Raw genomic sequence first — 26,535 nt, forward strand, 5'->3', positions numbered from 1 at the left:
AGATCAATGTTAATGGATGAGTCAGGCTTTGAAGCGTACCTGCAAGTTGATGTCGAAGCACAGGCCGCAGCGGCTAGTCCTTATCAATTGGTGCTTATGCTAGTTGATGGTTTTATGGATTCGCTTGCCCGTGCTGAAGGGCATATGGAAGCGAATCGTATAAAAGAAAAAGGTGAAGCAATTGGTAAGTGCATTGACATTATTGGCGGCCTCAATAATGCGCTTGATATGCGCCAAGGTGGCGAATTAGCCCAGCAAATGAATCAGTTGTATGACTTTTGTAGCATGCGTTTATTTGAAGCCAGTGTTCGTAACGATGCGAGTAAATTGGCTGAGGTGCGCAATGTCATGGGCAATATTCAAGAGGGTTGGCAGAATTTTGGAGAAACACATGGACGCTAGTGCAAATAACATCAGGATGATGTCTGTTCAGCTCAATCAAGCCTATAAACGCAAAGAATGGCAGCAGGTTCGTCAGCTCGATAAGAAAATTTACCAAATACTGGCGAATTTGCAGCAGCAACCAAAGCTGGCTGAATCTGTACGCCGCGAGGTGTTGCAGCTGAAACAAGTGCACTTGGCTGCCATGTCAGCGTGTGAAATTGAAAAAGAACGCCTTGGGCAAATGCTGGCACAATTTCAGAACCAGAAAGAAGGGGTGTCTGAATATCAACAAGTTGAGCTCGCCGGAGGTTTCCTTCGATGACTTCAATGGCGATATCGGCATCGGCTGGAGCATCACCGAGTTCAAGCGTGAGCCCAGCATCCAACTCAGAGCATAACGGTGATAATTTTGCAGCGCTTCTTGGCTTAGCGCCGGCTAATCATCTTGATGGTAGCCACCCTGAGGAAAGTAACGCTTATTGGTTCGATCTTTACGATCAGCTAAAGGGGCTAGCCGAAGGTGAAGATTGGGTTTTCAGTACGGGTCAGCCTTTTATTGAACAGTTACCACCGGAGGGCCAATTTCGCCTTATAAACATTACCAATCAACTGGGAGACGATGTACGTGATCAGCTGTTAGGCATGATGCGCCATGCTGATGGCTTAAGAAGTACATCGGTGCAACTGGGTCAAGTTCAGCCTGCAATGCCCCATCATGCTATGGCTAATTCTGCGGTAAACGCCAATGCTGAAACCGTCACGTTTCCGGAGGCGATAGAGCGTGTTATCTCAAATGCGATGACCCCTGTTCGTCAAGAAATGACCAACCCAGTGTTAATTCAGCAGCTAAATCAGGCAAATGCATTTACCACGCTTTCTTTGCAGGACGCCTCGCCATTACAAGCATCTGAAGCGTCATTGTCATCACAAGCGACCAATAATACAGCCCGAGCTGAATGGGCGCCCGTGAAGATGGCAGAAAACCAGCAGCAATGGGGACAACAGTTGGTCTCGGTATTAAAAGACCGAGTGCAAATGCATTTAAATCAAGATGTTCAGCATGCGCGTATACGACTTGATCCACCGCATTTAGGGGCTTTAGAGCTATCGGTAAAAGTCGAGAATAACAAAGTTCAAATCCACATTGCCGCGATTGATCCTGCGCTACGTGAAGCCGTCCAGCAAGGCGCTGAACGGTTACGTGCCGAATTAGAAGGCAAACAACTGGCCGGTGCCACTGTTGATGTGGATGTTAGTGAGCAGTCACAACAAGATCACACCCAACCAGACTCAGCCTCTCAGTTAGTGATGCAACAAGACAATACCGTGAGTGAACCTGATGGGTATATATCGCAAGACCTTTTTTCAAAGACGGATGAATACCGTCTGACTCGTATGGTGTAAGGAAAATAACATGGCAAGAATTAATGTACTAAGCACCAAGCTTATCTTGGCGGCATTGGCAGCGTCTGTGCTTATTGCGACTTCATCAATCGCAACTTACTCATTTATTGCGAATGATAAGTCATCTGAGTTCAGCATATTTACAAGTAAAGAAGTTGAAAACCGAGCGCACTTTATGAACCTTGATAAGTTCGTTATTACCATTGACGGTGAAGAGCGTACGCATTATTTGATGCTTGAACTGGCGCTGAAAACTAACTCGACGAAAGCGCATGATCAGCTGATTGAATTTAAACCATTAGCACGCAACGTTCTTCTTAAAATGTTTAGCCAAAGTACGTTTGAGGAACTGCGTCAGATGAATGAAATTGAACGCTTGCAATCAGATGTGCTTGCGCAGCTTCGCAAAGTTCTGATGCTAAACGGCTACGCCTATCAGATAGAAGAAGTGTTGTTTACAAAGTTGGTTCTTCAATAAGGTGATGGCAATGACATTAGAGGCAATGCAAACACCGTTGGATGATGAATATTCCCAATGGCAGCTTCAACCTTCTCAGAAGAATGAAGATCAAATTTTGAGACAACATCTTGGTATGGTGAAGCGAATTGTTAGGCAGTTACACCATCATGCTTCAGGCTGTATTGGCCTTGATGATATGGAGCAAATTGGCTTAGTAGGGCTACTTGAAGCGGTCCGTCGTTATGGTGCGATGGACGATAACTTCCGTTTTTTTGCATCCCGTCGTATCCGTGGTGCGATTCTTGATGAACTCCGTCGCCGTGATTGGCGGCCTCGCCAGTTGCGTCAACAAGTGCATGAACTGAATAAAGTTGCGAAGCAGCTAACGAAGCAATTAAAAAGGCAGCCGACCGAGCAAGAGTTGGCCGCAACATTAAAAATCAGCCAAGAAGCCTGTAATCGCTTACTGTATGCCGCTCAAGCGGAAGAGCTTTATAGTTTAGAGCAGTTATTTGAAAACGAGAATTCGAGCTTTGATATCGAGTCGAAAGATTCTGCTATTCAAAAGCTAATTGATGATGATTTGCTTAAGAATGTGTTGTCACAGCTACCAAAACGAGAGCAGTTAATTTTGGATTTTTATTATCAAAAAGAACTGAGCTTAAAAGAAATTGCGATTGTTATTGGCCTCAGTGAAGCTCGGATTTGCCAGCTACATAAGCAGGCTCTTAAACAAATGAACATGATGATTAAGAGTCAGCTGTAGGAGAAAAGGTTATGCAAAAAATTATTGGTGTGTTGATCATCATTGTCTGTGTTTTTGGTGGTTTTGTCATGGCAGGTGGTTACCTCGGGACCATGTGGCAGCCTGCTGAATTGATGATTATTTTAGGTGCGGGGGCTGGCGCTTTAGCTATCGGTAACCCTAATTATGTTATCGCGGAAATGTGGCATCAAGCGCGCGGTGTTATCGTTAAACGTGACGAGCGTAAGTTATACCGTGAACTGTTGTCATTGATGTACCACCTGTTAGAGCAAGTACGTCAAAATGGTATGCGCGTATTGGATGAACACATTGAAGAACCTCATCAAAGTAGTTTGTTTCTGAGTTACCCTGAAGTATTAGAGTACCCGAAGCTCGTTACATTTATTACCGATAACTTCCGCTTGATGGCGATGGGTAAAATAAATGCGCACGAACTTGAAAGCATGCTTGAGCAAGAGCTAGAAGCGATTCAAGAAGACATGATGCACCCTTCACATGCTATGCACAGTACCGCAGAGGCGATGCCAGGGTTTGGTATTTTAGCCGCGGTAATGGGTATTGTGATCACCATGACCAATATCGATGGTGATATGGCACAAATCGGCATTAGTGTTGCGCATGCTTTGGTGGGTACATTCTTAGGTATTTTCTTTTGTTACTGTGTATTTGATCCGCTTAGTGCAGCAATGGCAAACCAAGTAAAGCGTGAGCTATCAGCCTTTGAATGTGTAAAAGCGATGATGGTGAGTTATACCGCAGGTAAACCTGCATTGGTTGCGGCAGATTCAGGTCGTAAACTGATTTTGCTTGACGTGAAGCCAACATTTGCAGAGATGGAAGGCTGGGTGACGAAGCAGGTATTTCAATGATGCGATCACAACCTAATCAAATCATCATAAAAAAACGCCGTCGCCGAGGGAAAGAAAAATCTCACGGTGGTGCTTGGAAAGTCGCCTTTGCCGATTTTACCTTGGCGATGATGGCTTTTTTTATGGTGATGTGGGTGTTACAGGTCACAACAGAAGATGAAAAACAACGTATCGTAGGCCGGTTAAGTGGGCAACAGCAGTTATTGCCTTATGATGGCTTGTTTTCTGATAATAGCCCTTTTGCTGTTGACTTCGGGGGTACAGCTTTACCAGGCTTGCAGAGCCAGCAACCGAGCAACCCTCAAAACTTAGGTAACTCATTGACGATCAATGCTGTTGACGGTGACGGTAATAACTTTGGTGGCTTAGGTGAAGAGGGGGCGTCGTTAGAGCCGGGTCGCTATGAAACACATGAGCAGATGGTGGTTTTAGGCCGCCATTTAAAGCAAACCAGTGAGTTTCTATCGGCCAGTAATCACTTAAGTGTTGAAGCTGTGCCCCAAGGGTTACGGATCTTGGTGAATGATGACAACGACAAACCGATGTTTAAATTGGGAGGTGCTGAATTAACGCATTTCTTTGAAGATTTATTATTGGCGATTGCCCCCACTTTTTCTGTTATCGATAATTCAATTATGATTTCAGGCCATGCTGACGCAAGTTCGTTTAATAGCCGCTCTTCTGGTAATAACTGGGTGTTATCTGGTCAGCGGGCGCAGCGGGCAAGAGAAGTGTTGGAATATGGTGGTATGCCGAGCACTCGAACGGCGCAAGTTTCAGCCATGTCAGACACCATGTTATTAGATGAAGCATCACCATTGAGCCATCTTAATCGACGTATTGAAATCTTAGTATTAACGTCTGAAGCAGAAGATCAACTTCAGCAACTCTTTGGTCGTGATGCATCCCATTCATCATTAGAGGCAGCTAAACAAGCAGCGTATGACAATCAACCCATAGGGTGATCATTGTTTATCAGTCTAGTTCTAAAATAGATTGGGGATGATTTATATCATCCCCAATATTTTAAGATTTAACTGTTGCCATTAAATCATTAAGGTCGAGGAAATAACGCCGATCAAACCAATGCTCGCCAGTACCATAACGGCTTTTTCTGCCATTTCACCGTTATTTTCAGCTGCTTTACCAAACATCGCGAATACAAACGGGTGTACTAGGAAAGTCATTGCAAAGGTAAAAGTGATAAGGCTTGCTGCTGTAGCACCAAACATCCCTTCTTGTACTGCTGCAAACAGACCAAAGTGAGAAAGGCCAGAAGCTGCAGACATAGAAGCATGTTCAAGTGACATACCGGCTACGCTTAGTAACGTGAAGCTACCGAAAACGGCCATAATCTGCCAGCCAAGTGAGAATAACATTAGGCCTTTTACTTCTGTTTTTTCGCAACCCTGAGCCGAACGCAGGATTTTCAGTGAAAGGAAAACAAATGCTGTGCCAATCAAAATCAGCGGTAATGTCCAGCCGACCATTAGTGAGCCACGTTCAGCACTTGCTGCCAAAATCGTGAATACGAAGATATGCCCTGCAAATGGAATGTTTATCATTATTGGTGCACGAGAAGCGGCCGTGCGGCCAAAGTCACCAGCAGTACATGCGCCCGTTAGGCCAGAGTGAGATAAGCCACCTGCTAAACCTGGTGCCAAGTTACGTAAATGGTTCGACTTACCGACGAATATTAGCAGCGCAAGACCGCCAAACATCCAGAAAATCTGACCTGAGAAACCGTACACGATAACACTCTGAAGGCCAGGGATGCCGAAGGCTTCAATCATGTGAGAGCCACCCACGATGAAGCTACCCGCTAATACGAGTGGAATACCGGCAAATAACAATGCATTCATTGTTGGACCATGCTTCCATTTTGGTAGCATTGCGCCCAAACCTGAAGACAAAATCATGGCAAAGAAGATTTGCGGTAGGCCGATAATTGACGAAATTGCAGTGGCTAGCCATAGCGAGATGTTCAATACCAGAATAATCGCAACAATTTCAAGTAGACCTTTGCGAATATATTGCGCTTTATTTGCGATGACAGCTCTGCGGTCAATTAAAATAAACGCTATCGCTAGACAGATGTAAGACAGGAGTAGGTAAGAGTCACCAAGAATAGAGTCAACAGCTCGGCCTGAAATCAAAACATCAGCAGTCTGGATACCAATTAGCAATAGAAAAGCGCGCACAATAAATGTTAATTGTGTCGAGCTTGTACCCAATACAACTTCTCGAATTGAAGGGGCAAAAAATTCACCGTCTTCTTCAAGATCCTGCTTTGATAGCAAACGCTTAATTTCTTGGCCGCCAACAAAAAATGAGGCGATCAATGCTATTACTGTCGTCTGGCCGATGAGTGCCACAACGGGGAACTCAGCAAGCCCAGGCGTTGCCATACCACTCTTTACAAGTAGTGAGCCTAGGGCTAAACCAAAAACGACGATTACTAATAGTGATGAATATTTTGTACCTGCAACGATCGTGCGGGCAACCAATACCATTATTATTAAAGCAGCCATCGCTATAACGAAATGATTAAAAGCATAAAGGTGGGAAACTTGTTCCATTTTAACTCCAAAAACTCTTACGATCTGCTCACTGGCACGGCCAAGCGGACTCCAATATATGAAGTGCCTACCTTGGGCTAGATTGGCTGTGAGCGAGTGATTTATCCGTTACCGGTTAGGTAACAACTTGTGGGGCAACATTTTCAGCGACTGGCGCTGGCGTTGTCGCATCATTGAATAGGGCTCTAAGGGCTTTCAATACTTCCTGGCGTGATACCACACCAACATATTTACCGTTTTCTAAAACCGGTAAAACCTGTGGTTTGTTAACCTTCATTGACTTTGCACGGCCTTCAAGCGACAACGTATTCAGTTGTGTTGCGTAGCCCATTGCAGTTGTTGGATAAAGTTGTTCTTTATCTAAAGCCAAGAAGTCGATGACATCAGTGAGAGGATCATCGATATTCAACGTAACAAGCTCTGTTTTCATCAGATCTTTTACTCGTACATCATGATCGGGTAGGTAATCCTGACACCACATCTCTACCATTATGTCGTGGGCTGATAAGAATCCAATGAGGATACCGTCAGCGTCGCAGACGGGAGCGCCGTTAACGTGGTTTTTTGACAACACATCAATAGCTGTAGGCAAAGTTGCTTCATGACTCAACGTTGGGGCTTTTACATTTACGATGTCTCTTACTGTAAGCAAGGCACTCATAACAATCTCCTAAACCAAACTGTGGTAATAATCCATACAAATTCATTGATACGGCGAGCTCTCTTGAGCTGCTGGTTAGAATGTTACTTAGCACTCCCTTATAAGTAAAATTGATTTTACTTAGTATTAAATTCAATTTCTCTTATATATTGTGTGGAAATATTTCAGAAGAGCACTTTTACAGGGATTCATCAAATACAGTGATAGTGGCTATTGGCTGGGGTATTTCGTGGATTTAGCAGAGAAAGTTGTAAGTTAACAACGTAATACCTTTGCATACATTGCGGTAGACGTTCATCACAAAGCTTGATAGGGCGGAGCTGGTGGTAAGTTAAAATAGTCAGTGAGTTGTTAATGGCGTCTTGATTTAATTGTTATTTATCAGTGATGTACATTGATCTTCTTTCTAATGACAACTAAAAAAGCGTGGCTGATGCGAATATGGTTACGTTACCCCGCATATAAAACTTGGTATAATCAACAAAGCTAATATCAAAGTCAGGCTTACCGACTGGTGTACTGAAGTATAACTATCGGCGTTGATCCCACCTCGTGTAAATGTAGGAGTAAAAGTGCGTTATTCGTTGAAACAGTTAGCAGTATTTAATTCGGTGGCAGAGTTAGGAAGTGTCAGCCAAGCTGCTGAAAGATTAGGAGTTACTCAATCTGCAGCGAGTATGTCGCTAAGCCAATTAGAAAAGTTGCTGGGAAAAGACCTTTTCGTTCGCCAAGGCAAAGATATGCGTTTAAGCCATTGGGGAAACTGGTTACGTCCAAGAGCGAAACGTTTATTACAAGATGCTGAGCAGATTGAACTTGGCTTTTATGAACAGCATATTTTCAGCGGTAGTATCAATATTGGTGCGAGCCAAACACCAGCAGAACACTTGATACCAGAGCTTATCAGTAAAATTGATACTGATTTTCCAGAAGTAAGAACTGGACTCGAAGTGAGAAGTAGCCAAGGTATCATTGAAGGCGTACTGAGCTATAAATATGATCTCGGCATTATTGAAGGTCGTTGTGATGATAACCGCACTCATCAAGAAGAGTGGTGCCGAGACCACTTAGTAGTCGTGTGCTCTGCACATCATCCGTATGCTAAACACCATCGAGTAAGTCTTTCGCAATTAGAACAAGCGCAGTGGGTGTTGCGTGAAGGTGGGGCAGGTACAAGGGCTATTTTTGAAAGTGCGATGGTTCCATTGATCCCTGATCTCGACGTTTGGCGTGAATACTCACATGTGCCGGTGATCCTCAGAATGGTCGCGAATAGCCAATATTTAACATGCTTACCTTATTTGGACGTAGCACCACACATTGAACGCGGCGATTTAGCGGTACTCAATGTACCTGAGCTAGTTATGGATCGCTCAATTTCGTTTATTTGGCGCAAAGAGATGGAAGAGCATCCGTTGCTTGAGTGCATTAAGCGAGAAGGGCACAGAATGATGAAAAACCACAAAATTCTATAATGGAAAAGTCGCTGCTATTGTTACGTTGAATGGAATGTAGCAGCTAGAGATGGGCTATTCATTTATGACTTAATGTTCATATTGAAAATCATGAAAGGTGGTATCAGTATTTCTTATTTGAATGTTTATTGCCCCTTTTACAGCTTGCTCGACCTCTTGTGGTAAAAATAATGAATATAGTGGTCCACTACGCTTTATTGTTGAGTTGTGTCTTTTAAACATCGAAGAAAAATATCGTTTACTCGCAGCTTGAATCAAGATTAGGGCATGGAAAAGGGCTAGATAGTGCCGATGTGTGCACTGAATGTAAAAAAGGAGAGCATGAGCTCTCCTTTTTTGTTGTATCAGAATAAATGATACTAATACATTACGTTAGCTTTGGTGTAGCTGCTAAGGATTGCTTTGATGTTTTCCATGGTTTCTTTAGACGGTGGATTCACGCCAGTTAATGGATAGTCATAACCCATTGCTTCCCATTTGTGTTCACCAAGCTGGTGGTAGGGCAGCAGCTCAACTTTCTCGATGTTATCCATGTCTTTGATGAAATCACCGAGCAGGTGAGCTGATTTTTCATCGTCGGTATAGCCCGGTACAATCACGTAGCGGATCCACGTTTTCTGCCCACGCTTTTGTAGGTAGCGGGCAAAATCAATTACGCGTTTATTCGGAACACCAACAAGGTTTTGGTGGATACTGTCATCAAGTTGTTTTAAATCAAGCATGACAAGATCTGAGGCATCAAGTACTTCATCAATAACATCTGTGTGTTTACGAACATAGCCGTTGGTATCTAGACAGGTATGGATACCTTGTGCTTGTGCTTCGCGGAAAAAGTCTCGCACAAACTCAGGCTGGAGCATGGCTTCACCACCAGAAGCGGTGACACCGCCGCCAGAAGCATTCATAAAGTGGCGATAAGAGGTAGCTTCTTTAATCAACTCATCGACAGTGATTTCTTTGCCATCATCAAGATCCCAAGTATCGCGGTTATGGCAATACTGGCAGCGCATAAGGCAACCTTGTAAAAAGACAATGAAACGAATACCCGGACCATCAACAGTTCCGCAAGATTCAAAAGAATGGATACGACCTTTTACTGACATTACTTAACTTCCCCGCATGAGTGCGTATTTTATTGTTATTTTATTACAAAACCTGTTGCTAAAGTAGTCATAAACTCACTTTAAGTGTAAGGGTAATCGGTCGTGTTGTTTTTATGGGTTGGAGGCTGCTAGTGGGCGTACATCTTGAATACCTTCTACGGGAAAACGATGCAACCATTGTTGGTGCCAGCTCTCTAAATGGTTAATCGGCATTGGCCGAGCGATATAATAGCCTTGAGCCAATTTACAGCCCATTTTGCGTAATGATTGCCATAAGGCAATGTCCTCTATGCCCTCGGCAATGGTGTCTAACTCGAGCCGTTCGGCAAGCAATAGGCTTGCTTCAATGATAGCGTTTGCTGTGCGGCTGGTGGGTAAGGCCTGTACAAAGCTCATGTCGATTTTTAGCGAGGTAAAGGGGAGTAGGTCAAGTTGCTTCAATGATGAGTAACCGGTACCAAAATCATCAATTGATAATTTGAATCCATGCATGCCTAATCGAGCAGCGGCTTCAAGGCTCCTCCCTACATTTTCTAGGGCATCTGATTCGGTGATTTCAAAATAGATGATTTTGGGGAGCATTGGGTAATGTTCGCTAATGGCAATTACTTTATCGACGAACCCATTTGAAATCAGGGTATGGGGGGTGATATTTACAGCAACTTTTCTTTGTTGCAGCTCGTCGTGATGTTTGAGGATAAAGTGGATGCTATTCAGCGCTAAATCAGCATCTTTGCGCATGGCAGAAAGCTGAGGTAAGAAGCTAGCAGGAGAGAGCACCCCAAACTTGGGGTGGCGCATACGTATGAGTGCCTCACAACTTACCCATTGGCCTGTTGCAATATCGACAATAGGTTGAAAATAGGGAAGTAGCCAGCCTGCTTCCAAAGCATATTGAATATCCTGCTCTGCTAAATGGACTGAATACTGTGGTTGAGAATGAGGCTGGGCAGTTAGAATATATTCTTGTGCTTGGCTGAGGTATTGGTGCAGCAAATAGTTGGTTGCTGGCTTGTTTAGGCTACCAATGAGGTGAAGCTTGTAATTCTGGCACATTTTACTGACGGAGCGGATCACGTCACTGCTGGCCGCACTGGTTATAATAATGCAGCCTGAGAAACCTTGCTCTGCAAGGTGGCCAAGAAAAGTAATGCCATCCATTTCTGGCATGTTGAGATCACAAACAAGTACATCCGGTTTGAATGTTAGCATGGCGTTTAGCGCTTCTCGCCCTGTACTGGCTGTGGCGAATTTACAGTTACGCTCAGATACTTGCCTGAGTTGATTCAGCAAAACTTGCTGCTGAAAGGGGTGATCCTCGACAAGCAATATGTTCATTTAAGCTGCTCCACTTGTTGTTCTAGTTTGTGGATTAGGTGGCGAACAGGTGCGAGTGCCGCCTCGGTAATGGTTTCAGTTGCGGCATGTTGTTCCAGTTGTTGGCATTGATCCGCCATTTGTTCAAACTCCATCATCCGCGCAGCCCCTTTCATTCTGTGGCAGATGAGTTTCGCGCTCTGGTGATTGCGCTGTGTGATTGCGTGTTTTAAGTCAGCACAGTCTGTAATACAGGCGTCGAGATATTGATGCATGAAGTTGATACAGAGCGAACGTTCGCCAAAAATACTTTCTAGCTGCGTTAGTCTGATCGGGCTTTCTTGATTCCCCGTTGTTGATGTGAGGGAGCTATTATTGTCCTTAGTTAGACATGGCTCCTTAGGTTTACTTTGTTGATTAAAACTACCTAGATCCCATTCATCCTCATGCGTTAGTTGCTCTGCTGTGGTCTGGTGTAAGGGCGTTATCCATTGTGCTAAGGTTTCAGCCAATACTGTGAGAGAGACAGGTTTTGCCAGAAAGGCGTTAAAGCCAGCCTCTTCAATATGATGGCTGGCGGTGTTTGCTGTTAGTGCCACAACGGGTAGTGCCATGTTTTGTTGCCGGATGGCTTTTACTAGGCCGTAGCCATCTAACTCGGGCATATGGCAGTCGGTCAGCAATAATGGGTACGTGTATTTACTCAGTGCCTCAAGTGCCTGCTTACCATTGTCAGCGATGTCAGCGTAGTAGCCGATATGGTTGAGTTGTTGGGCGATGATCTGTTGGTTTATCGGATGATCTTCAGCCACAAGTAGTAGCTTGTTTTCTAATATCGCTTGCTCTCTGGTAATAGGGGGGGCATCAAAGCCTGAACCGTCATTATTTAAGGCGTCGAAAGTTGTCACTGGGTTTAGCAGCGCATGGCGAAGGTGTTCGGGCAGCAATGGAGTATGGGATATTAACCAGCCATGATCATCGGGCTCGGGTGATAGCATTGCGACATCAGAAAAGGTCAGGATAGCCACTGAGCGGGGTAGTTTATTTACCCACTCCGTGCTGAGGTGATCAACTGCCCATGATTGCGCGATTAGCAGGGTATTGAGCTGGTACTTGTTAACCATTTCCATTAATTGGTCGTGATCACTTGGCTTGATAGGAACGGTTTCACATTGCCAGTAGTTTAGGTAATGCGGCAGCGTTACGTGATCATGCAAGCTTGTACCAATCAAACCGCAACGGAGGTTAAGAGGGGAAGTCGGTACGCTTTCACATACCTCAGACTTAAAGGTGAAGCTAAAGGCCGTTCCCTCACCGAGTTGGCTGTCCACCTCTATATTTCCCCCCATCAAATTGACAATTTGGCGGCATATCGATAAACCAAGTCCAGTACCACAGAAACGGCGTTCAGTGCTGACATCAGCTTGTTCAAAGGGCTGAAATAATTTGCTGGTATCGTCGGGGCTGATCCCAATACCGGTATCTTTGACGGACACTTTTAGGGTTTGTGCATTGATGGTTTGATCAATGATATCAATATATAGGGAAACCTGGCCTTGTTCGGTAAACTTAGTCGCGTTATTTAAAAGGTTATTTAAAACCTGTTTTAGCCGTAGTTCGTCAATCAATAGTTGGTTTGCGAGTGCTGGATCAACCCAAAGTGAGAAACCTAATCCCTTTTGTTTTGCATGCATTATGTGTGGTTGAACCAGCATATTCAGTAATTCTGATACATAGCAGGGGGCGGGTGTTAGCTTGAGTTTTCCCGCTTCTATTTTTGAAAAATCGAGTACATCATTCACTATATTCAATAGATTGTGCGCTGATTGATCCAGGCTTTTGTGTAGCCCCTTAGTCTCTTTATGTCGGTTGGAGAAAGGCTCCATCAGTTCTAATAAGCTTAATATCCCACTAATCGGCGTGCGAATTTCATGGCTCATCATTGCTAGGAAGCGAGACTTAGCTTCGGTCGCACTTTCGGCTTGTTGCCGTGCCCATTCCAAATCAATCTGCTGCTGTTTAGCTTGGCTGATATCAATCAAGATACTGTTCCATTGCCAACCTTGCTCAACAGGGAAGACCTGACTGCGTATTTCTACCCAGCGTTTGGCGCCGCCAGCTGATTGCAGCTGAAGTTCGGTTTGCCAGTATCCGCGCGATACCGCTTCATTTATGGCATTGAATAAATAGACGTTGTCGTTACGTTGCTGAAGCAGTTCGATGAGCCGTTGAGGCTGAGCATAAAATGCACTGCTTGGAATCCCGATAAGATCTTGTATCTTTTCGCTGATAAACAGCAGTTCAATGTCGCTGGGATCGTCACTGCGCTGCAAGTGTTGTAGTAACACACCATCAAAGTTATTGGTGAGGTAAGTTAGCTTATTTTCCGCATTTTTACGTTGGCGGATTTCATTGCTTAGCTTACGGTTCCAGTAGGCGAAGGAGCAGAGAGCCACCGCCACGACCGCTAAAATCACGAGTGTCCAAAGCACGATTTTATTGGCTGACACTCCACTTTTTAAGGTTACGGTATTCCACTTGTTTTTGACATCGGTGAACTTACTTGGGGGAAGTGCCGCCATTGCCTTGTTCATGATATCCCTCAGGATAGGGTTGTTTTTGGCCATGGCGATACCGATAGGGCGCCCCTGTGAGTCTAGCTTTGAGGCTAAAACTCTCAGTCTGCCTAGGTAGTTGCTCTGCAAAAGAGTAGAAGCACTTGATAAGGAGATCACCGCTGTATTGATCTCGCCAGCCAGTACCGCTTGCAATAAAGGTTTATTGTCTTGGTATAGAATGACCGGGTTATCATCATAAAGTTGTTTACTCAGCACCTCACCAAAACGGTTCATGACGACCCCAATGGTTGTTTGGCGGTCAATATATTCACGTTTGTTCGTCACCGAAGTCACCATGACCCAACGCTCTTCGCTATAGGGTTGGGTGCAATTGAGTGTTTGCAAGCGCTCGGGGGTACAAGTTACAGCTGCTACGGCATCGATCATCCCCTCGTTGAGCATGTCAGTGATCTTGGTAAAGCTAGTTTCAGGTAACGGTACCAAGCTAATGTTGAGTTGTCTGGCTAATAAACTTAATACATCAGCCCCCATTCCTGCCATTAACCCTGACTTGTCGGTGAATTGGTAGGGGAAATCGTTGGGGTGATAAGCAATTTTCAGCGTGCTGCGCTGATCAAGCCAACGCGCTTCATCTTCATTGAGATTAAGGTAGTTCTTATGCGATAAATATTGCTGCTGGGATGTTGTTAGCCATGTGTCGTAGATGTTGTTAAGGCGGTGCTGGCTAATTTTATCCAAGCCGCTGTTAAGCTTGTCGATGATCTCGCGGTTAGATTTATGGGCTGCAAGGTAAAGCCTTTCATAAGGTACGTCTTCAAGCTGGCTGAGTGGTAGTTGATCAACCGTACTATAGTGGTTTTGCATGACATCTAATGTGATGGCATTGCCTATATAAGCTTTGGTTGTGCCCTGTCGTACGGCCATAAAAGCCTGTTCACTGGTTGGAAATGATACCAGTTGAAGCGGGTTGGCTGAGAGTTGTTGTAGTTGCTCACGGATGGCGAAGCCTTGCTCTACCGCGATGAGTTTGTCTTTCAGCTGGTTAATGCTTTGAATGTTATCTGTTTGGCTAATCGCAGCCATAGGTATGACAACCAAAGGCTTACTGAAATGCATATATTTCTGGCGTTCATAGGTTGATGATACGCCCACAAGAATATCAATCTCATTGTTGTTGAATGCGTGAAGTACATCGGCAAAGGTAGGGTAAAGCGTGGTTTTGGTGTTATACCCGCTGGTATGGGTAAGCTCGTGCACGAGAGAAGGCAGTAGCCCTGAGACGCGACCTTTCTGTGAGACGAAAGTAAACGGTGCCCAGTCGAAAGCTGGGTAACCGATACGCAGAGTGGGTTTATCCTCTGATGCTAATACTGCGACTGGCAGCAGTAATAGTAACAATAACAATAACAATAACAATAACAATGTTCTTATCATGCCTCGATGGCTCCAGCAGCTTTACGGGTCATCACTTCAACGGGGGTTTGCAAGATCGAATTACAGGCCTGAAGTGCGGAGTACCATTTAGGAGGGGTCGATTGAGATTCAAAGACCCAGCGTGCCTGAATGAAACTTTCACGTGTAGTCGGTGTATGTTCAATCTGATCGTTGCAATACACATGAATCAAACTCTGGGCCAGCTCGTCATCGAAGCGATTATTCTCCCAGGCGGCGAAAACAGCTTTTGCGGCTAAGGCAGGGGAACGTTGATACAGAGTAAGAGCTTGGTGATAATTTTCGTCAGGTGTCAGAATGGATTTGTTTTTTGCTAACCACTGATACTTGATAACTTTATGGCTGTCGCATTTATCTAAGGTGCACAGCAGGGCTATTTGCGAGATACATTTTTGCATCGCAGAGCGCATATTAAGTAATTGGTATAGTCGGTATGAGAGTAGCTGGAAGACATAACTATTTTTGGTTTCGCTATTCACTGAAATTTGCTGCACTTGCTTGAAAGCCAATAACTTTCTGTCTTGTTGGGCGCTCTGCCATGCCTGGAGAATTTGTAAATAAGGGCGTTCAGCGGCCATCGTCTGATCTTCTCTGCTGATGGAGCACCACAGCCGCTCTATGCTTGAGACACTTTTCTGCGTATTTTGCAGTAGCCCCCAGCTAAGCAGGCAGCGCATATCTCGGCTATCCCAAATCGAACCTTGAAGTAGGCGATTCGCATCCTTGAGTAGCTTTTCTGAATAGCCCCTTTTAGACAACAAGGTATTTTCAATCAGTATCAACCCTAGTAGGCGCTCAAGATTATAGTGGCTAAGCTGGTGGGCTTTAAGCCATAGCAGGTAGCCTTGCTGTAGATCGTTATTCTTTAGATAAATACGAGCAGATAAATCGAGTACTTTTATATGCTGGGGAAAGGCAGTTTGTACTTCGGCGGTATTTTGGGTGGCCTGCTCTAGGCTATTACTCCTTAACAGTAACTCAATAAGAAGCAGCTTCGCGGGCAGGTAGTCATGCTGGGTAATGAAACTTTTCAGCAAGGCAATGGCTGTGGGCAATTGCTGGTGCTTAGCTAAACGCTTACAAAGCTGGGTAATCGCCAGTTTAAAGCTTTTCTCATTCTGCGCCTGTTGTAATGCCTTGCGAGCCCCAGTAACGCCAGTAAGGTTAAATGCCTGCCAGATAGATTCATTAAGCTGCTGCTGGCTAAGGTTTGCCACTAACCTTTTTTGTAAGTTATTAGGCCTTAACGGTTTTACCAGATAATCGTCCGGCTCAAATTCTGCGAATGCCATGACGATAGGTAGAGAGTCATCGGCTGTGATGATTAACACTAGCGGATTATGAGTGAGTAAATCTAGATGGTGAAGCTGCTCAAGTAATTGCAGTCCCGAGCGGCCATTGCCTAAATTGAAATCAAGCAACAGAATATCAAATGCCATACTGCGGCAGGCTTGAAGGGCGTCGACGGCGTTACTGACGCTGTATAAATTGGTGCCCTGAAAGCCACACTTTTGCAGTACGGCTTTTGTGGTTTGCTGGATGATAGGACTATCGTCTACCACGAGTACTGACTTTTCTTTCAACATGTACATTGAGTCTGCTGGCCTTTCAAAACTCGGTCTTCCCTTGACCTTGAGGTAACCCTGACTTCACTTAAACGTATTGTCTTAGTTCATTCTCTCTGGGAATGTTTCTATCTTGGAGTAAGCGTTATACAGATGTTAGAGGAGTATCACATACATTTCAATATACAGAATGACATTCCGAATAAGGTGTGTAATAACGATAAAAAAGAGACACAGCGTAGTATCTTATTCTGGTGATATTCTATTGAGATGGGGAATGTTTGGAAATGAAATGTTTTTTATGATGATGAGTGGAAATACGCGTCATTACCCAGCAGGGATGTGCTGGCAGCCAGAGACAAAAAAGCCGCTAACCAAGTTAGCGGCTTTTTTCATTTATCACACGCCATACGAGGCACGGCGTGTGATATTACTGAATGCTCAATTATAGAGACTCAGTGAAAGTACGTGCGATAACGTCTTTCTGCTGTTCAACCGTTAGAGAGTTGAAACGCACAGCGTAACCCGATACACGGATAGTTAGCTGTGGGTAGTTCTCTGGGTGCTTAACAGCATCTTCTAGCGTTTCACGGTTAAGAACGTTAACGTTCAGGTGCTGACCGCCTTCAATACCAGTCTCATGGTGGAAGTAACCATCCATTAGACCTGCAAGGTTAGCACGTTGAGTATCTTGTTCTTTACCTAGTGCGTTAGGTACGATAGAGAATGTGTAAGAGATACCATCTTTAGCATCAGCAAACGGTAGTTTACCTACTGAAGTTAGAGAGGCTACAGCACCTTTCTCATCACGACCGTGCATTGGGTTTGCGCCAGGAGCAAACGGAGCACCAGCTTGACGACCATCTGGAGTTGTACCAGTCTTCTTACCGTATACCACGTTTGAAGTGATAGTAAGGATAGACTGAGTAGGCTCCGCATTACGGTAAGTCTTAAGCTTACGAATTTTTGCCATGAACGATGAAACTAGTTCAACTGCCATGTCATCAACGCGTGAGTCGTTGTTACCGAATTTAGGATAGTCACCTTCGATTTCGAAGTCGATTGCGATACCGTCTTCGTCACGTACTGGCTTAACTTTAGCGTGCTTGATAGCAGACAGTGAGTCAGCCGCAACAGATAGACCTGCGATACCACAAGCCATTGTACGGTGAACGTCACGATCGTGAAGTGCCATAAGCGCAGCTTCGTAGCTGTACTTGTCGTGAGAGTAGTGGATAGCGTTCAGTGCAGTAACGTACTGAGTTGCTAGCCAATCCATTAGGTTGTCTAGGCCAGACCATACTTTGTCGAAGTCTAGAACTTCGTCAGTCATTGCGTCTTGCTTAGGACCAACTTGGATCTTAAGTTTCTCATCCACACCACCGTTGATAACGTAAAGTAGTGTTTTAGCAAGGTTTGCACGAGCACCGAAGAACTGCATGTGCTTACCGATAACCATTGGCGATACACAACAAGCGATAGCGTAGTCATCGTTGTTGAAATCTGGACGCATTAGGTCATCGTTTTCGTACTGGATAGAAGAAGTATCGATAGATACTTTTGCACAGAAACGCTTGAAGCCGTCAGGTAGTTGCTCAGACCATAGAACAGTGATGTTCGGCTCTGGAGAAGGACCCATAGTGTATAGCGTGTTTAGGAAACGGAAGTTAGAACGCGTAACTAGTGTACGACCGTCAACACCCATACCACCCATTGATTCTGTTGCCCAGATTGGGTCACCAGAGAACAGCTCATCGTACTCAGGCGTACGTAGGAAACGAACCATACGAAGCTTCATTACGAAGTGATCGATCATTTCTTGAGCTTGAACTTCATTGATTACGCCAGCGGCGATATCACGTTCAATGTACACATCTAGGAACGTAGAAGTACGACCTAGAGACATTGCAGCACCGTTCTGTGATTTAACAGCAGCTAGGTAGCCGAAGTAAGTCCACTGAATAGCTTCTTGTGCAGATGTTGCTGGCGCCGAGATATCGTAGCCGTAAGATGCTGCCATCTCTTTTAGTTGACCGAGTGCACGATGCTGTTCTTGAATCTCTTCACGCATCTGCATTGTCATTTGTAGGTCATCACCCGCTTCCAATTTCTCTTGTAGAGAGTGGAATTGAGCTACTTTGTCTTTGATCAGGAAGTCTACACCGTATAGAGCTACACGACGGTAGTCACCAATGATACGACCACGGCCGTAAGCATCAGGAAGACCTGTTAGAACACCAGATTTACGACACTTAAGGATGTCTGGAGAATAAACATCGAAAACGCCTTGGTTGTGCGTTTTACGGTACTCAGAGTAGATCTTAGAAACCATAGGGTCTAGTTCACGACCGTATGCTTTACAAGAACCTTCGATCATGCGCACGCCGCCGTTTGGCATAATTGCACGCTTAAGTGGCGCTTCAGTTTGAAGACCAACAATCGTTTCAAGATCTTTGTTGATGTAACCAGCATCATGAGAAGTGATGGTAGAGATAACAGAAGTATCGAAATCAACAGGAGCGTGAGTGCTGTTCTCCAGTTTGATACCTTCCATAACCTGGTCCCAAAGCTTGTTAGTTGCTTCAGTACCTTCAGAAACTAGGAAAGACTCATCACCTTCATACGGTGTGTAGTTTTTTTGGATGAAGTCGCGAACGTTGACATCGTTCTGCCATTCACCAGCAGCGAAACCTTCCCAAGCTTTAGCAAATTGCTCTGCCATGACATACCTACCTTTTTCGTAGAAAAAATACGTACTGCGTTGACTGTTGAGCCAGCCTCACCCGAAGGTGAACAGCACACTTTCATTAACAATAATACGGATAGTCGAATGAGTAACTGTACAAATTTAACTATTCGTATTAGTGCTAAGCACACGTTAATAGAGGGCAGTGCGAACACTGCCCATCACTTTACTATAGTAATGCTGGAATGCCGTATTGGCCTTCAAACATACCTACTGCCAACATAGCAACAAAACAGATGATTAACGCGCCAGCAGGGATAATAATTTTATCAACTACTGAAAGTTTAGCTGCACGTTCTTTGTTACCAATTAGGCCGTTGTTATCGAGTAGCATCGTTAGTGCCCAAGCCAATACTGGGTTGGCCACGAGTGCTGCAAAGATACAGATACCAGCTGCTTGCGAGTCTTTGGTGTCTTTCACCATTTGAACACCCGCTTCAAGCAATGGTAGGAATACACCTACTAGCAGCGCGATACGCATTACTGGTGGCCATACTGCGACATCCATAGGGAAGCCAAGGATAGCAACAACAATACACATCACACCAAGCAAGATTGCACCTGCTGGGATAGGGCGCTTTGCGATACCCGCAGGGATAATGTATGTACCCCAAGATGATGTGATGTTACCACCACCTACTGCTGTACCTACGATTTGGCGTAGAGAACAGGTTGTCATTGTATCATCAACGTCCATCAGAACTTTTTCACTGCCGCGAGGGTAGTTTAGTTCTTGGAAAATACGGTGACCAAGGAAATCAGGTGACCACATTGCAACCGCTAGAATAGCGAACGGTAGTGATGCGATGAAGTGCTCTAGGTTTGGAAGACCAAGCATCCAACCTTGCTCTGTGCTACCCCACCAGTAAGCTGGGTTAAGGTTTGGCAAACCTGTTTCGGTTTCGAATACTAGGTCAAAGCCAGCACCAAGTGCAAGTGCCACAAATAAACCAGCAGCAGCACAAGCCGGGATTGCTAACCAGCGTTTGTTAATTTTGGCAAGAAAAGCGTACAGGATGATGTTTACAGCCAGTACCGCTAAGCCAATATAACCAAGGCTACCTTGGGCAACATCAGCACTTTGAAGACCAACAGCCCAAGACTGGATATCACCAATCTGACTCATTGCCCCAGTAAAGCCGAGGAAAATAAGTAAGCCACCGGCAACCCCTTCACTGGTGAGATTAACCAGTTTGGATCCACCTTTGAAATAACTTAACAGTAACCCAAATACACCAAGCAAAATAGCAAGAGCAAGAGGGTGCGCGCCAGCCAGTGCAATGGTACCGATTAACGGGATCATTGGGCCGTGGTTACCTGCCAAGTTCGCTCTCGGGTTTAAGAAACCAGAGGCCAGAATACAGAACAGAAGTGCTGGAATAAGCATTTCAATTCGGGCAACTTCAATCGCGAAGCTTTTACCCAATTCGACGTGATCCCATGCTGCTGTAAGGCCATCAGCCCAAGACATTGCAACAGAAGAGTACATCGCGATAATCGCAATAGTACCAGCGAGTGCTGGAACTAAATCTTCGAGCTCAAAACGGAAATCACGGCCTGGAAGGTTTAGTTTCCAACGACGTGGCTTCATGATTTTTAGCTCATGATCAAGATAGTCTGAACGACTAGCGAAGTCTGATGCAGGGCGATGTAGCTCCTGATAGCTTCTTTCTTGTGATGACATAAGTGCCTCGTTCTACATTATTCTACGTTTAAAAAAATATTTTTATTTTGGTTTTTAATTATCGTTGATTTGAATTGTTCTTTCTCAAATTCAAGCTGATATTAAGTGTAATTATTTTTCACCAATTTGGTCGCAGTTTACCGTCTGCCTAGTGAATTTGAATTGATCTCGATCACTTTGGCTAAAAAATTGTAAGAAAATAACCAAAAATATTTGAGCGCAAAGTGTAATTGTTAATAGTTGTGAAAGAGTTTTTACAATAAAACTAGAAGCAATACAATGCTTAATTTGTGGTGGTTTGTATTTAAGTGTTTGTTTAGTATTGAAATAAACGATTGTAGCACATTTGGTGCGCGCTGCGGGCTTAATACCAATAAAGTAGCATTTTGATGATTAAAACATATCCAGATGTTTCAACTTTTTTTGAGTGGATTAGTATAAAGAGTGGCTTAAAAGAAAGGAATGCCAGCATAAAGCTGGCATTTATGGGCAAAAAAAGTAAAAAAATTACACGGTTTGGGCTTTTTTAGCTGCCTGTAACTTCTGGTATGAAGCCAGTAGTTTTTGGTGAGCAGGGAACTGTTTCATGCTCAAATTGCCAGCCGTTAAACCATGAAAACGCACCGTGCCTTCTATCGAACCCCATACCGCTGCAACAATGTCGGTGTCGTATTGGGACTCGAATTCGGCTTTCAACAGTAAAGGGTCGCGCTCTTCATCAAGAGCCAAGTTTAAGCTTGCAACTAAGCAGTGAAAGAAATGAGCACGTTCAGTACTGTAGTTTGCAGTATTACAATCGGTACATTGGCTTGCGAACTCTAGTGCTAGTTCAAGATCACCACCTGCTAGTGCGAGCAAACATTTGAGTTCGCCGATGCGTAAGGTTTGCCAGGCACTACCTACCTGTGGCGCTAGACCAATGATTTCATGTAACAGGCATGAGTCATCAAACCCTTCTTCTTCTAAAATGGAATACATTTCAGCGTATTGTTCGGCTTCCCACTCTACATTGGGTAGTGCCAAGAAAGTTTCGCGTAGCTCCATGGCCACATTGTTGTTGGCTTCAATGAGCATTTCAACAGGGTAAGTTTCTGACCAACCCGGTACGATAATACGGCAGCTTGTCACGCCAAGGTGGCTGTAGTCTGCAATATAAACGTCAGCTCTTTCTGCGGTAAAAATGCTCATCAGGTGGTTGAAACGCTCTTCAGCATTGCCGTTGAAATTCCAATCGACAAAGTCGTAATTGGCATCCGCTTGGCTTTGTTCCCAAGTCATCAAACCTGATGCATCAGTGAAATGCATTTTTAGGTTAGGCTGTTCGCTGACACCGTCATTACCAAAAGTGGATTTAGGGAGTAATGCCGCAATAGCACGTTCTAGGGCTTGTTCAAATTGTGGGTGCGCCCCAAAGGCTACAAAGTGAGTGTTGCTTTCAGGGTTCAGTACCGTGATACAAATAACGGGGTACTTACCACCAAGTGATGCGTCATAGCAGTTAACCGGAAAGCCTTCGGCTTCCAGTGCATTGAGCGATTCTTTGAGCATTGGGAAGCGTTCAAGAACAGAGGCGGGAATTTCAGGCAGGCTGGTACGTTCTGCCAGAATACGTTTTCTGATCGCCTGCTCGATGATACCGGATAGCCCCTGCATGCGGGCTTCGGCTTTGCTATTTCCGACAGAGATACCATTAGAGGCATACAGGTTGCCGATAATATTCACTGGAATATAGACCGCTTCTTTGCCTCGCTGGCGTTCAAAGGGCAAGGTACACACCCCACGCTCCATATTACTCGATTGTAGGTCAATCAAGTCAGTCCCCAGTAACTCAAGTGTCGGATCATAGAACTGGTTCAGGTGCTCATCCAGAATCCCTTCCGGTGGTAGGTTGTCCTCTAAATCAAGCGGGAACCATTTTTCATTGGGGTAGTGCACGAACTCGCTGTTTGCGATCTCTTCGCCAAGATAGTAATTGGTATAAAAATCGTTCATCGACAAGCACTTGAAGTACTCTCCCAGTGCAGAAACCAGCGCGGCTTCTTTTGTCGTGCCGCTGCCATTGACGATGTTCATTGGCGCATCAACATCACGAACGCATACTGACCAAACATTTGGTACAGGGTTGAAGCAAGAGGCTTCTTCGATATTAAAGCCTAGTTGCCTGAGCTTAGCTTGGAAAAGCGTAATAGATCCGTCAAGCGTGGCATCGTTACCCGGAGTAAATGTTTTCATTGTGGTTCTCATAGAGAGTGTTGAGTGGCGCGAATTATATCCAATTATATGCGATTAACCTAAGTGAGATGTATTTGCTAAAAAGTGCTTTAGTTACAGTTAGTAATAGATTGTCGATTTTTTGAGCTCCATCTCATATTGTCTTGAGGGCGAGTGAAAGTAGTCACAGTTCGCTGTCTTCCCTTGTAGCAGAATAGGTTGGCTATGTGCGGCTTAACCGCATAATAATTCTAGCTATATACAATAAATCACCATTTTTGTCGGACTTTTATTTCAGAGGTAGATTAAAGTAGGTGGAAAAAGAGGGATACGATGAACGCAACAATAGCATCAAACATTGACGCTCTGCGCGATGACTATATTGCCGCAGTGAAGCGACTAATCGCAATACCAAGTGTTTACCAAGAGGATGATAGCGGTATGCCATTTGGCAAACCAATAGATGACTGCTTGAACGAGACATTGAAGCTGTGCCATGAGCTTGGTTTTGCGATATACAAAGATCATAAAGGCTACTACGGCTATGCTGAGATCGGTGATGGCAAACAGATGATCGGTGTGTTGGGCCACTTGGATGTGGTGCCTACCGGTGAGCTGTCAGCTTGGCATTCTGATCCATTTACCCCAGATGTTCGTGATGGCCGGTTATATGGTCGGGGCACGCAAGATGATAAAGGTCCAACTCTGGCTGCCATCTTTGCGGTAAAAGCATTGCTTGATAGTGGAGTGACGCTTAATAAGCGGGTGAGGTTTATTTTTGGTACAGACGAGGAAACCCTTTGGCGCTGTATCGACCGCTATTTAGAAAAAGAAGAAGTGCCACAATGTGGCTTCACGCCAGACTCAGCGTTTCCGTTGATCCATGCGGAAAAAATGCTGATCCAATCGTGGCTGCACGGTAAGGGTGATGATTTGATTGCCCTTGATTGTGGCGGTGCGCTTAACGCCGTACCTGAGCTGGCTAAATATGAAGGGCCGCTTTGGGAGGAGTTAGCAGCAAAATTGGATGAGCTCGGGTTCGATTTTACTGCCGATGACGCTGAAGTTGTGGTGTTTGGTAAAGCTGCTCACTCTGCTGCCGCTGACAGTAAAGGCGTGAATGCTATCGCGCGTTTGTGTATGGCTTTACGCCAAATCGGCGTTACCCACCCAGCGATTCGTTTTGTTGCTGAACAGATAGGCCAAGATGCGAATGCCAAAGAGATTTTTGGCCCTGTTGAAGATGTCAGCGGACGATTAACGTTTAATGTGGCTCAGCTAATGGTGAATGCCGAGAGCAGTAAACTTGGGCTCGATATCCGGGTGCCAGTGACGTTCAGTAAAGACAGTTTTGACAGTGATATGCTGGCCGTCGCCGAGCAGTATGGGCTGCGCTATGAAGAGTTTGATGTGCTGCCTTCGCTATATATGCCTGCAGAGAGTCCAGTGATAAAAACACTGATGAAAGCCTATCAAGAAGTGAGTGGCGACATTGACAGTCAGCCAATGACCTCGGGTGGGGCGACTTATGCTCGGGCTATTCCTAATTGTGTTGCGTATGGGGCGGTTTTCCCAGGACGTGACAAAGTGGAACACATGCCGAACGAATATTTAATCATTGATGACATGCTCAAAGCGATGAATGTGTATGCCAACGCGATTTATCAATTGCAGGGAGTAGAGCTATGACAACCACAACTGAGGCTGGCAAAGTGAAACGAACGTTCAAAATGCCAACGGTTTATACCATCCTATTTATTATCATTGCGCTGGTGGCGTTACTGACTTGGCTCCTGCCAGCAGGTAAATACGATTACATGATCAACGGTACCGATCAGATTATTCCTGCGGCGGAAGTGCTGGATTATGACGGTGGTGAGCGGTTATTACCTGTGCCTGGATCTTACCAAGAACTTGAGTCTTCTCCTCAAGGCGTGATTGATGTCTTGATGGCACCGATCAAAGGCTTCCATAAAGCAGTCGATGTTGCACTGTTCGTGTTGGTGATTGGCGGTTTCTTGGCAGTCACTATGCGTACTGGGGCGATGGATTCCGGCGTGGCGGCGATTGTCCGTAAATTCCGTGGGCGCGAGCAAATGATGATCCCAGTGTTGATCACGCTGTTTGCTCTGGGTGGTTCAACCTATGGGATGGCTGAAGAAACCGTGGCGTTCTGGGCGGTGATCTTGCCTGTTATGGCCGTTGCAGGCTACGACCGTATGGTTGCAGCAGGTATTATTTTGTTGGGCTCTGGGGTTGGGGTGCTAGCCTCGACGGTAAACCCATTTGCAACCGGTATTGCCTCTGGCTTTGCGGGACTACCAATTGGTGACGGTATTGTCTTACGTGTTATCCAACTTACGATCCTGATTGTATTGGCATCGTGGTATGTAATGCGTTACGCCTCAAAAGTAAAAGCGGATAAAGCAAACTCAGTATTGGCTGATATTGAATTCAACGATGAGTTCTCTCACGTTAAAGATGACAACGGTGAGTTTACACCCAAGCAAAAGTGGACCATGGGGATCTTTTTTGGCGCTTTCTTGGTGATGATTTACGGTGTGATCCCATGGGAAGACATGGGCATTACGGCAATACCGACGCTTTGGTGGTGGTTTGATGAATTATCGACCCTGTTTTTAGCCTCAGCTATCTTAATTGCGGTTATTAACCGGATGTCAGAAGGTGATTTCATCCGCACTTTCTTAGAAGGGGCGAAAGACTTAATCGGGGTTGCGTTGGTGGTTGCTGTTGCGCGTGGTATTTACGTGGTAATGGAAAACGGCGTGATCATCGATACTATCCTCAACTGGGCCGAAGGTATGGTTACCGGCTTATCTTCTGGTGTGTTTGTTGTGGTGACTTACTTCGTACACATAGTATTGAGCTTCTTTATTCCATCAACATCGGGCTTGGCGACAGTGTCGATGCCATTAATGGCACCGTTGGCTGACTTCTCTGGTATTGGCCGCGATTTAATTATCACGGCTTACCAGTCTGCAAGTGGTTGGATTAATATTTTCGCACCAACAGCAGGCCACTTGGTCGCAGGTTTAGCCTTGGCTAAGATCCCTTATGAGCGATTCCTTAAGTGGGTAATGCCTTTTGTGGTCATGGTATTGGTGGTGACAATTGTGATCTTGTTTGCAGGCGCCGCATTGATGTAATCAAAAACATTTCGTTTAACGATAGAGTGTAGAGAAAGGGCGAGTATGGTTTGCATACTCGCCTTTTGTTATTTATTTCTGCTACTATCGAAATATGAATTATGTTGGAGATC

General features: G+C 44.9%; 19 protein-coding genes. 10 read left to right on the forward strand and 9 right to left on the reverse strand.

Annotation, left to right across the window (positions count from 1 at the left end; all coding sequences use genetic code 11):
- The first annotated feature begins 6 nt into the window (after positions 1-6).
- Genes fliS through L4D78_RS15860 form a run of 7 tightly spaced genes read left to right on the forward strand, consistent with a single transcriptional unit; the run spans position 7 to position 4,848 of the window.
- Entirely contained in the window at positions 7-402 is a 396-nt protein-coding gene (gene fliS / locus L4D78_RS15830; protein ID WP_428467820.1) for a flagellar export chaperone FliS, read from the forward strand.
- Positions 392-706: a hypothetical protein gene (locus L4D78_RS15835; protein ID WP_428467821.1), complete on the forward strand. Its 315-nt coding sequence runs from the start codon at positions 392-394 to the stop codon at positions 704-706. Before fliS ends, L4D78_RS15835 begins: the two co-directional genes overlap by 11 nt.
- The gene (locus L4D78_RS15840; RefSeq protein ID WP_428467822.1) at positions 703-1,788 is read left to right on the forward strand and encodes a flagellar hook-length control protein FliK; all 1,086 of its coding nucleotides are present in this window, start codon (positions 703-705) and stop codon (positions 1,786-1,788) included. The genes L4D78_RS15835 and L4D78_RS15840 overlap by 4 nt, the downstream gene beginning before the upstream one ends.
- A gap of 10 nt (positions 1,789-1,798) precedes the next feature.
- Complete coding sequence (locus L4D78_RS15845; protein WP_428467823.1) at positions 1,799-2,266, forward strand: flagellar basal body-associated FliL family protein; 468 nt, start codon at positions 1,799-1,801, stop codon at positions 2,264-2,266.
- 10 nt (positions 2,267-2,276) lie between these two features.
- A complete protein-coding gene (locus L4D78_RS15850) occupies positions 2,277-3,014 on the forward strand; it encodes a FliA/WhiG family RNA polymerase sigma factor (RefSeq protein ID WP_428467824.1) in 738 nt (245 codons plus the stop codon).
- 11 nt (positions 3,015-3,025) lie between these two features.
- Entirely contained in the window at positions 3,026-3,883 is an 858-nt protein-coding gene (gene motA / locus L4D78_RS15855; protein WP_428459772.1) for a flagellar motor stator protein MotA, read from the forward strand.
- A complete protein-coding gene (locus L4D78_RS15860; protein WP_428467825.1) occupies positions 3,880-4,848 on the forward strand; it encodes a flagellar motor protein MotB in 969 nt (322 codons plus the stop codon). The genes motA and L4D78_RS15860 overlap by 4 nt, the downstream gene beginning before the upstream one ends.
- A gap of 81 nt (positions 4,849-4,929) precedes the next feature.
- Here L4D78_RS15860 and L4D78_RS15865 read toward each other — a convergent pair whose 3' ends face one another.
- Together L4D78_RS15865 and L4D78_RS15870 are read right to left on the reverse strand one after the other, a co-directional pair.
- Positions 4,930-6,462, reverse strand: a complete 1,533-nt coding sequence (locus L4D78_RS15865; RefSeq protein ID WP_428467826.1) for a hypothetical protein — start codon at positions 6,460-6,462, stop codon at positions 4,930-4,932.
- A 115-nt stretch (positions 6,463-6,577) separates the two neighbouring features.
- Positions 6,578-7,123 (reverse strand): CBS domain-containing protein, encoded by a 546-nt coding sequence (locus L4D78_RS15870; RefSeq protein WP_428467827.1) that lies wholly within the window; start codon positions 7,121-7,123, stop codon positions 6,578-6,580.
- Between the two features lie 572 nt (positions 7,124-7,695).
- On the opposite strand from L4D78_RS15870, the gene L4D78_RS15875 reads away from it, so the two are divergent.
- Positions 7,696-8,598: a LysR substrate-binding domain-containing protein gene (locus tag L4D78_RS15875; RefSeq protein ID WP_428467828.1), complete on the forward strand. Its 903-nt coding sequence runs from the start codon at positions 7,696-7,698 to the stop codon at positions 8,596-8,598.
- A 359-nt stretch (positions 8,599-8,957) separates the two neighbouring features.
- On the opposite strand, the gene pflA is transcribed toward L4D78_RS15875, so the two are convergent.
- From pflA to ycaO, 7 genes are all read right to left on the reverse strand, one after another.
- The gene (pflA, locus tag L4D78_RS15880; RefSeq protein WP_428467829.1) at positions 8,958-9,701 is read right to left on the reverse strand and encodes a pyruvate formate lyase 1-activating protein; all 744 of its coding nucleotides are present in this window, start codon (positions 9,699-9,701) and stop codon (positions 8,958-8,960) included.
- Positions 9,702-9,812: 111 nt separating this feature from the next.
- Positions 9,813-11,039: an EAL domain-containing response regulator gene (locus L4D78_RS15885; RefSeq protein ID WP_428467830.1), complete on the reverse strand. Its 1,227-nt coding sequence runs from the start codon at positions 11,037-11,039 to the stop codon at positions 9,813-9,815.
- Positions 11,036-15,031, reverse strand: a complete 3,996-nt coding sequence (locus tag L4D78_RS15890) for a transporter substrate-binding domain-containing protein (protein WP_428467831.1) — start codon at positions 15,029-15,031, stop codon at positions 11,036-11,038. The genes L4D78_RS15885 and L4D78_RS15890 overlap by 4 nt, the downstream gene beginning before the upstream one ends.
- The gene (locus tag L4D78_RS15895; RefSeq protein WP_428467832.1) at positions 15,028-16,641 is read right to left on the reverse strand and encodes a response regulator; all 1,614 of its coding nucleotides are present in this window, start codon (positions 16,639-16,641) and stop codon (positions 15,028-15,030) included. The genes L4D78_RS15890 and L4D78_RS15895 overlap by 4 nt, the downstream gene beginning before the upstream one ends.
- A gap of 418 nt (positions 16,642-17,059) precedes the next feature.
- Positions 17,060-19,336, reverse strand: a complete 2,277-nt coding sequence (pflB, locus tag L4D78_RS15900; protein ID WP_428467833.1) for a formate C-acetyltransferase — start codon at positions 19,334-19,336, stop codon at positions 17,060-17,062.
- Positions 19,337-19,529: 193 nt separating this feature from the next.
- Positions 19,530-21,044, reverse strand: a complete 1,515-nt coding sequence (locus L4D78_RS15905) for a DUF3360 family protein (RefSeq protein ID WP_428459762.1) — start codon at positions 21,042-21,044, stop codon at positions 19,530-19,532.
- Between the two features lie 507 nt (positions 21,045-21,551).
- A complete protein-coding gene (gene ycaO / locus L4D78_RS15910; RefSeq protein WP_428467834.1) occupies positions 21,552-23,276 on the reverse strand; it encodes a 30S ribosomal protein S12 methylthiotransferase accessory factor YcaO in 1,725 nt (574 codons plus the stop codon).
- A gap of 312 nt (positions 23,277-23,588) precedes the next feature.
- Between ycaO and L4D78_RS15915 the strand changes: the two genes are divergently transcribed.
- Together L4D78_RS15915 and L4D78_RS15920 are read left to right on the forward strand one after the other, a co-directional pair.
- Positions 23,589-24,944, forward strand: a complete 1,356-nt coding sequence (locus tag L4D78_RS15915; protein ID WP_428467835.1) for a M20 family metallopeptidase — start codon at positions 23,589-23,591, stop codon at positions 24,942-24,944.
- The gene (locus tag L4D78_RS15920; RefSeq protein WP_428467836.1) at positions 24,941-26,422 is read left to right on the forward strand and encodes a YfcC family protein; all 1,482 of its coding nucleotides are present in this window, start codon (positions 24,941-24,943) and stop codon (positions 26,420-26,422) included. Before L4D78_RS15915 ends, L4D78_RS15920 begins: the two co-directional genes overlap by 4 nt.
- Positions 26,423-26,535 lie beyond the last annotated feature (113 nt).

This window comes from Photobacterium minamisatsumaniensis, assembly GCF_050336695.1.
In the GTDB taxonomy this organism is placed as follows: domain Bacteria; phylum Pseudomonadota; class Gammaproteobacteria; order Enterobacterales; family Vibrionaceae; genus Photobacterium; species Photobacterium minamisatsumaniensis.

Excerpts from the sequence above, each read along its gene's own strand:
- fliS (WP_428467820.1), top strand. The coding sequence starts at position 7 with ATGTTAATGGATGAGTCAGGCTTTGAAGCGTACCTGCAAGTTGATGTC.
- L4D78_RS15835 (WP_428467821.1), top strand. The coding sequence starts at position 392 with ATGGACGCTAGTGCAAATAACATCAGGATGATGTCTGTTCAGCTCAAT.
- L4D78_RS15840 (WP_428467822.1), top strand. The coding sequence starts at position 703 with ATGACTTCAATGGCGATATCGGCATCGGCTGGAGCATCACCGAGTTCA.
- L4D78_RS15845 (WP_428467823.1), top strand. The coding sequence starts at position 1,799 with ATGGCAAGAATTAATGTACTAAGCACCAAGCTTATCTTGGCGGCATTG.
- L4D78_RS15850 (WP_428467824.1), top strand. The coding sequence starts at position 2,277 with ATGACATTAGAGGCAATGCAAACACCGTTGGATGATGAATATTCCCAA.
- motA (WP_428459772.1), top strand. The coding sequence starts at position 3,026 with ATGCAAAAAATTATTGGTGTGTTGATCATCATTGTCTGTGTTTTTGGT.
- L4D78_RS15860 (WP_428467825.1), top strand. The coding sequence starts at position 3,880 with ATGATGCGATCACAACCTAATCAAATCATCATAAAAAAACGCCGTCGC.
- L4D78_RS15865 (WP_428467826.1), bottom strand. The coding sequence starts at position 6,462 with ATGGAACAAGTTTCCCACCTTTATGCTTTTAATCATTTCGTTATAGCG.
- L4D78_RS15870 (WP_428467827.1), bottom strand. The coding sequence starts at position 7,123 with ATGAGTGCCTTGCTTACAGTAAGAGACATCGTAAATGTAAAAGCCCCA.
- pflA (WP_428467829.1), bottom strand. The coding sequence starts at position 9,701 with ATGTCAGTAAAAGGTCGTATCCATTCTTTTGAATCTTGCGGAACTGTT.
- L4D78_RS15885 (WP_428467830.1), bottom strand. The coding sequence starts at position 11,039 with ATGAACATATTGCTTGTCGAGGATCACCCCTTTCAGCAGCAAGTTTTG.
- L4D78_RS15890 (WP_428467831.1), bottom strand. The coding sequence starts at position 15,031 with ATGATAAGAACATTGTTATTGTTATTGTTATTGTTATTGTTACTATTA.
- L4D78_RS15895 (WP_428467832.1), bottom strand. The coding sequence starts at position 16,641 with ATGTACATGTTGAAAGAAAAGTCAGTACTCGTGGTAGACGATAGTCCT.
- pflB (WP_428467833.1), bottom strand. The coding sequence starts at position 19,336 with ATGGCAGAGCAATTTGCTAAAGCTTGGGAAGGTTTCGCTGCTGGTGAA.
- L4D78_RS15905 (WP_428459762.1), bottom strand. The coding sequence starts at position 21,044 with ATGTCATCACAAGAAAGAAGCTATCAGGAGCTACATCGCCCTGCATCA.
- ycaO (WP_428467834.1), bottom strand. The coding sequence starts at position 23,276 with ATGAAAACATTTACTCCGGGTAACGATGCCACGCTTGACGGATCTATT.
- L4D78_RS15915 (WP_428467835.1), top strand. The coding sequence starts at position 23,589 with ATGAACGCAACAATAGCATCAAACATTGACGCTCTGCGCGATGACTAT.
- L4D78_RS15920 (WP_428467836.1), top strand. The coding sequence starts at position 24,941 with ATGACAACCACAACTGAGGCTGGCAAAGTGAAACGAACGTTCAAAATG.